The 6,967-nt window shown below is 64.9% G+C and carries 5 protein-coding genes and 1 tRNA gene; 2 read left to right on the plus strand and 4 right to left on the minus strand.

Translation table 11 applies throughout. The annotated features are described in order from the left end of the window. Positions 1-32: 32 nt before the first annotated feature. Together AC1DS3_RS12820 and AC1DS3_RS12825 are read left to right on the plus strand one after the other, a co-directional pair. Positions 33-815, plus strand: a complete 783-nt coding sequence (locus AC1DS3_RS12820; protein WP_477127295.1) for an IclR family transcriptional regulator — start codon at positions 33-35, stop codon at positions 813-815. Continuing rightward, positions 815-1,651, plus strand: coding sequence for an IclR family transcriptional regulator (locus tag AC1DS3_RS12825; RefSeq protein ID WP_477127296.1), 837 nt, complete (start codon positions 815-817; stop codon positions 1,649-1,651). The genes AC1DS3_RS12820 and AC1DS3_RS12825 overlap by 1 nt, the downstream gene beginning before the upstream one ends. A gap of 21 nt (positions 1,652-1,672) precedes the next feature. Here AC1DS3_RS12825 and AC1DS3_RS12830 read toward each other — a convergent pair whose 3' ends face one another. The 4 genes from AC1DS3_RS12830 to acs all read right to left on the minus strand — a co-directional run bounded on the left by AC1DS3_RS12830 (position 1,673) and on the right by acs (position 6,839). Next, entirely contained in the window at positions 1,673-2,053 is a 381-nt protein-coding gene (locus AC1DS3_RS12830) for a DUF5594 family protein (protein WP_441640381.1), read from the minus strand. Positions 2,054-2,559: 506 nt separating this feature from the next. After that, a tRNA-Ser gene (locus AC1DS3_RS12835) sits at positions 2,560-2,649 on the minus strand. A gap of 62 nt (positions 2,650-2,711) precedes the next feature. After that, the gene (locus tag AC1DS3_RS12840; protein ID WP_441640380.1) at positions 2,712-4,763 is read right to left on the minus strand and encodes a VC_2705 family sodium/solute symporter; all 2,052 of its coding nucleotides are present in this window, start codon (positions 4,761-4,763) and stop codon (positions 2,712-2,714) included. Between the two features lie 93 nt (positions 4,764-4,856). Next, positions 4,857-6,839 carry an acetate--CoA ligase gene (acs, locus tag AC1DS3_RS12845; RefSeq protein WP_441640379.1) on the minus strand — a complete coding sequence of 661 codons (1,983 nt, stop codon included), beginning with the start codon at positions 6,837-6,839 and terminating at the stop codon, positions 4,857-4,859. Positions 6,840-6,967 lie beyond the last annotated feature (128 nt).

Below are 6,967 nucleotides of genomic sequence, written 5' to 3' on the forward strand. Positions count from 1 at the left end.
GCCGCCTTTGAACCGCTTTTCTCCCACGCCAGATGCCGCCCCGCCCCCATCATCCGGACCCCGCCTTCGCCACCACGCTGGCGCACGGGCTTGCGCTGCTGCAGTGCTTTCGCGTGGGAGAGCCGGTCATGAGCAACAAGCAACTAGCGGAGCGCACCGGGCTTTCCAAGGCCACCATCAGTCGCCTGACATACACGCTGGCGGCACGCGGCCTGTTGCGCTACGACACCGATCTGCGCCGCTACCGGCTGGGCTCCACCGCGCTCTCGCTTGGCTACCCGCTGCTAGCCAGCCTCAAGGTCAGGCAGCTTGCGCGCCCGCTGATGAAGCAGCTCGCCGACGAAGTGGGCGGCTCGGTCTCGCTCGGCCTGCGCGACCGGCTGCAAATGGTCTACGTGGAAACCAGCCGCGGGCACGACGCCATCGCCTTCCGGCCCGATATCGGCGCATCGCTGCCCATGCTCCCCACCGCCATCGGACGCGCCTGGCTGTGCCAGGCATCCCCCGACGAGCGCGAGCCGGTGCTGGCGGCGCTACGCGCCAGCGACGCCGCGCAATGGCAGGCGCACGCCGCCGCGCTGGAAGCCGCGGCGCACGATTTCGCCACGCTCGGCTTTTGCCTGTCGCGCGGGGAATGGCAGCGCGATGTGCATGCGGTGGCCGTGCCAATGCGCGCCGAGATCGACGGCGAGGTGCTGGTCTTCAATTGCGGGGCGCCAGGCGCCAGGATGACGCCACGAAAGCTCGAACGCGAAATGGGGCCGCGCCTGCTGCGGATRGTCCGGCGCGTGGAAACGTCGCTGGGGATCGCGTGATGGCATCGGCGCCATCACCCGGCGCATCACCCGCCACATCGCGCGGCACGCCCGTGGCCGACGAGCGCGACACCGGCGACCGCCAGTTCGCCACCACGCTCGCGCACGGCATCGATATCCTGCTGGCCTACCGTCCTGGCGAATCCCTGCTCGGCAACAAGGAGTTTGCACAACGCACCGGCAAGTCGAGATCAGCCGTGGCAAGGCTCACGCACACGCTGACCGTGCTCGGCTACCTGCGCCGCGACGCCACGCAAGCCAAGTACCGGCTCGGTGCGCCCGTGCTCTCGCTCGGCTATCCTCTGCTGGCCAGCATGCATATCCGCCAGATCGCCCGGCCGCTGATGAAAGAGCTCGCCGACCGTGTGGGCGGCGCGGTATCGCTAGGCATGCGCGACCGCACGCAGATGATCTATGTGGAGACCGCCMGCTCCACCGACAGCCTTGTCGTGACGCCAGACATCGGCGCCGCGCTGCCTATGCTCACCACCGCCATCGGCAAGGCCTGGCTATGCAAGGCACCCGCCGAAGAGCGCGAAAGCGTGCTCAATCGCCTGCGCCTCCAGGACCCCGATGCCTTCCTGCGCTTCCAGCCACAACTCTCCCGCCTGCGGCAGGATTTCGAGGCCAAGGGCTACTGCGTGAACCGTGGCGAATGGCGCAGCGATGTCCATGCCTTTGCCGTGCCGCTGTTCCGGCCGGTGGATTCGCAATGGCTGATCTTCAACTGCGGGGTATCGGCACAAGCCAAGCCATTCGCCGCGCGCGAGCGGGAAGTCGCGCCGGGGCTGGTGGATCTGGTGCGAAACGTGGAGAGGCTGCAGGGCATGCGGTGAGATCGCCCGAACAGCTCAGTCTCAATGCTCGAAATCCAGCCCGCCAAGCAGCACGGTAGGGTCTGCCTGCGAGCGCGTCCCGAAATCGATCTGCCGGGGTGTTTGCCACGCGCGCATCTTGCCCGGCAGGGCCGCGAGATAGTGCTCGAATTTTTCCGCGCCACCGGCAGCGAACAGCGCTTCCACCTCGAGGCTGTCCCACGACAGGTAGACGTTCAGCTGCTGCGCGAACCGCCGCGGCTCATCGAACGGCTCGCCGGAAAGGCGGACGCGCGCGGCGCGGCCGGAGCGCTCGTCCGGCACCACCTCGACGTGAATGCGGCGCTTGAATAAATCCGCGATCGTCTGCGCAATCCGCGGGGCAAACTCCGTATCGAAACGCGCTGCAATGTCCTGGCTCACTATGTGTCTCATCCCGATTTTTTATCGATCGTAGCACGGCGCGTTTGCCGCGACGGCATCGGGAATACGCGTGGATCGCCACGTGCAGCAGAGCTCACAAGCACGATGGCCCGCCCGTATAAGCCGTCCATGAGAGCCACCAGCATCCCGCCATTAAACTCAGGTTGACCCCGACTTCTGCTGACCTATACTGGAGTCCTGCCGACTGAGACGCGCAGTAGCAAAGCGAAGGTAAGTGGCAGATGATMCTCTGGCCAAGATGGCAGTGAGATCGAGCAAGCCGATTAGGCTTGCAAGTCCGAACCGGATCCCAATGAGTTTGCCGACCCGGTTCGGCCCCCTACCCCTCCCCGTTCAACCGCGGGAAATAAAAGAGCACCTGCTACAGGTGCTTTTTTATGCGTGGGGAATCCGCCCGTGCCAGGGCGCAAGGCGCGCACGCTGCCCCTGAACCTGCCCCGGAAATAGAAAAAGCCCTTGAATATCAAGGGCTTTTTCCGTTGTTCTGGCGGAGAGACGGGGATTCGAACCCCGGATAGGTATTAACCTATACACGCTTTCCAGGCGTGCGACTTAAACCACTCATCCATCTCTCCAGCAAGTCCGCGAGTATATCAGAGTGTTGTTTCGCAAATCTAGTGTTTCATGATCGAAGGCCCTATCCGCGTCGCAAGTACGTCACGAGACGGTCGATCACCGGGGCGTTGCGCGGCGTCAGCAGGCTGACCAGGATGGCCACGGCAAASCCGGCYGGCACGCCGAAKGCGCCGGARGCGATCGGGTCCACGCCGAACCAGCGATTGCCGAAAATGCCGGTCATGCGGGTAAAGAACGGGTAGTTGACGAAGATATAGTAGACCGCCACACCGAGTCCGGCCACCATGCCCGCCACCGCGCCCGCAGCCGTGGTGCGGCGCCAGAAGATCGCCAGCACCAGCACCGGGAAAAAACTGGACGCGGCCAGCGAGAAGGCCGCGCCGACGAGAAAGAGAATATTGCCGGGACGCAGCGAGGTGACGTAAGAGGCAAACAGGGCCACGCCCAGCAGCACGATCTTGGCGGTGGTGACACGCCGCTGGTGACTCGCGGTGCGGTCGACCATGTGATAGAAAACGTCGTGCGACAGCGCGTTGGCAATGGTGAGCAGCAAGCCGTCGGCGGTGGACAGCGCCGCCGCCAGCGCGCCGGCGGCAACCAGCCCCGAGACGACATAGGGCAAGCCTGCGATTTCCGGTGCGGCCAGCACGATCATGTCGGGCTGGATGAGGATCTCCGCCCATTGCACGATGCCGTCGCCGTTTACATCGCGAATGCCGAATACCGGCGGGTCGACCTTGCGCCATTGCACCACCCACTGCGGCAGTTCCGCGTATGGCGTGCCAACCAGGTGCTGGAAGAATTCGTACTTGACCAGCGCCGCGAGCGCGGGCGCGGAGACATAGAGCAGCGCGATGAAGAACACCGCCCACGCCACCGAGTTGCGCGACTCCTTCACCGAGGGTGTGGTGTAGAGCCGCGTCAGGATGTGTGGCAGGCTGGCGGTGCCCAGCATCAGGCAGAACACCAGCAACACGAAGTTCAGCCGTTTGGTCTTGCGCTCCGCCTCCGAGGGCGACGGATAGGGCTCGGTCGACGGCGTGGARGGCTGGCTGCGCGCCAGAGCTTCTTCGCGCTGCTGGTTCCATTGCTGCTGGGCCGCCGCTATGTCACGCGGAAACTCGACCCGCTCGCGCTCCACCGTCTTGATCTCGCGCAGCGGGGCGTTACGCAAGCGCAGCTCCTGCAAGCGCGCGGACAGCGCATTGCGCTCGTCATCGAACGATTGCGGCAGCCGCGAGATACGGTCCTGCATCTGGATGGCCTGCTGACGATAGTACTCGCGCACGGCCTGCTCGGCCGGGTCGCGCTCGATGCTGCGCTCGCGCGTGTCGAGCTGCTGCAGCAGCGTGCCGTAGCTCAGCTGCGGCAGCGCCTGGTGATGGTGCTTCCACGCGATCATCGAGACCGTGACCAGGAAGGCCGCGATCAGCATGATGTATTGCGCAACCTGGGTCCAGGTCACCGCGCGCATGCCGCCAAGGAAGGAGCACACCAGGATGCCGGCCAGGCCGAAGAACACGCCGACGGCGAACTCCACGCCGATAAAGCGCGTGACGATCAGCCCTACCCCCTGGATCTGCGCCACCAGATAGACGAACGAACATAGCGAAGCCGCTATCACGGCGATCGCGCGCACCGGCATGTTGCCGCCGAGCTTGCCATTGCCATAGCGCGCGGCGAGGAAGTCGGGGATGGTGTAGCCGCCGTACTTGCGCAGGTAGGGCGCGAGCAGGAACGCGACCAGGCAATAGCCGCCGGTCCAGCCCATCACGTAGGCCAGGCCTTCGTAGCCCGACGCGAACAGGATGCCGGCCAGGCCGATGAAGGATGCCGCGCTCATCCAGTCGGCCGCGATCGCCATGCCGTTGAACAGCGCGGGCACGCGCCGGCCAGCTACATAATATTCGTTGAGGTCGGAGGTGCGGCAGATCAGCCCGATGCACGCATAGATGGCGATGGTGACGAACAGGAAGACGTAACCGAGCCAGAGGGCGTCGCCGCTGGAACGCTCCAGCAGGCCCATCATGCCGATAAAGACAAACAAGCCTATCGTGAACAAGCCGTAGTACAGCAGCAGCCGTCGGCGAAAGCGCGACTGTTCATCAGGCATGGGAGCAGTGGTTGGGCAGCCGGGTTGGGCGAGCAAGCTATCTGCCGGCACGCGCAAGGCGTGCCGGCAGGGGCGTATGACCGCGCTATCGCGTTATTGTGCCTGCTTCAACTGCTCCAGGATGGCGGGGTTTTCCAGGGTGGACGTGTCCTGGGTGATCTCTTCGTTCTTGGCCAGCGAGCGCAACAGGCGCCGCATGATCTTGCCGGAACGCGTCTTGGGCAGGTTATCGCCGAAGCGAATGTCCTTGGGCTTGGCGATCGGGCCGATCTCCTTGCCCACCCAGTTGCGCAGTTCGGCGGCGATCTGCTTGGCTTCTTCCTCGTTCGGGCGGGAGCGCTTGAGCACCACGAAGGCGCAGATGGCCTCGCCGGTCATGTCGTCAGGGCGGCCCACCACCGCGGCTTCCGCCACCATCGGGTTGGACACCAGCGCGGACTCGATTTCCATCGTGCCCATGCGGTGGCCCGAAACGTTGAGCACGTCGTCGATACGGCCCATGATGGTGAAGTAGCCGGTCTCCTTGTCACGGATCGAGCCGTCGCCGGCAAGGTACAGCTTGCCGCCGAGCTCTTCCGGGAAGTAGCTCTTCTTGAAGCGCTCCGGGTCGCCCCAGATGGTGCGTATCATCGAAGGCCAGGGCCGCTTGACCACCAGGATGCCACCGCTGCCATTCGGCACGTCCTGCCCTGTCTCATCGACGATGGCCGCGATGATGCCCGGCAGCGGCAAGGTGCACGAGCCCGGCACCAGCGGCGTGGCGCCCGGCAGCGGCGTGATCATGTGGCCGCCGGTCTCGGTCTGCCAGAAGGTGTCGACCACCGGGCAGCGCTCGCCGCCGATATTGCGGTGGTACCACATCCACGCTTCGGGGTTGATCGGCTCGCCCACCGTGCCCAGCAGGCGCAGGCTGGACAGGTCGTATTGCTTGGGATGGATCTTCTCGTCGGCCTCGGCCGCCTTGATCAGCGAGCGGATCGCGGTCGGCGCGGTGTAGAAGATGCTGACCTTGTGGCGCGCGATCATGTCCCAGAAGCGGCCGGCGTTGGGATACGTGGGCACCCCTTCGAACACCACCTGCGTGGCGCCGGCGGCCAGCGGACCGTAGGCGATATAGGTGTGCCCGGTGACCCAGCCGATATCGGCGGTACACCAGAACATGTCGTCGGGCTTGATGTCGAAGCTCCACTTCATCGTCATCAACGCCCACAACAGGTAGCCGCCGGTGCTGTGCTGCACGCCCTTGGGCTTGCCGGTTGAGCCCGAGGTGTAGAGCACGAACAACGGATGCTCGGCGCTGACGGGCTCGGCTTCGCAGGTCAGCGGCTGGCCGGCGGCGACATCGTCCATCCAGCGGTCGCGGCCTTCGGCCCAGTTGACCTTGCCGCCCGTGCGGCGGTACACGATCACGCTCTTCACGGCTTCGCAGCCACCCAGCGCCAGCGCTTCATCGGCGATGGCCTTGAGTGGCAACGCCTTGCCGCCGCGCATCTGCTCGTCGGCGGTGATCAGCGCCACCGCGCCCACGTCGACCAGCCGCTCTTGCAGCGACTTGGCGGAGAAGCCGCCGAACACCACCGAGTGCGTGGCGCCAAGGCGCGCGCAGGCTTGCATGGCTACGACGCCCTCGACGGACATGGGCATATAGATGACGACGCGGTCGCCCTTCCTGATGCCCAACGCCTTGAGGCCGTTGGCGAACTGGCACACCTGGGCATGCAGCTGGCGATAGGTGACCTTGGTAACAGTGCCGTCGTCGGCCTCGAAGACAATGGCCACCTTCTCGGCATTGCCGTTGTCCAGGTTGCGGTCCAGGCAGTTAAAGGAGGCATTGAGCTCGCCGTCCTCGAACCACTTGTAAAACGGCGCATTGCTCTCGTCCAGCACCTTGGTGAAGGGCTTGGTCCAGTGCAGTTGCTCGCGGGCGTGGCGCGCCCAGAAACCCTCGTAGTCGCGCTCGGCCTCGTCGCACAAAGCCTGGTAAGCCTCCATGCTGGGGATCGCAGCTTGCTTGGCGAACGACTCCGGGGGATTGAAAATGCGATGCTCCTGCATCACGGACTCGATGGCGGACATTTGTTTGTCTCCTGATATAGCGTGGCTGCCTGGCTGCGAACTTACGCTCGACGGCTTACTTAAACCTGACGCTGCCAAACCCAACCCGCGCGCATGCCGGCACCCGTGCGCCGGCTGCTGCAGCGCAC

The organism is Cupriavidus sp. 01L46 (assembly GCF_056399905.1).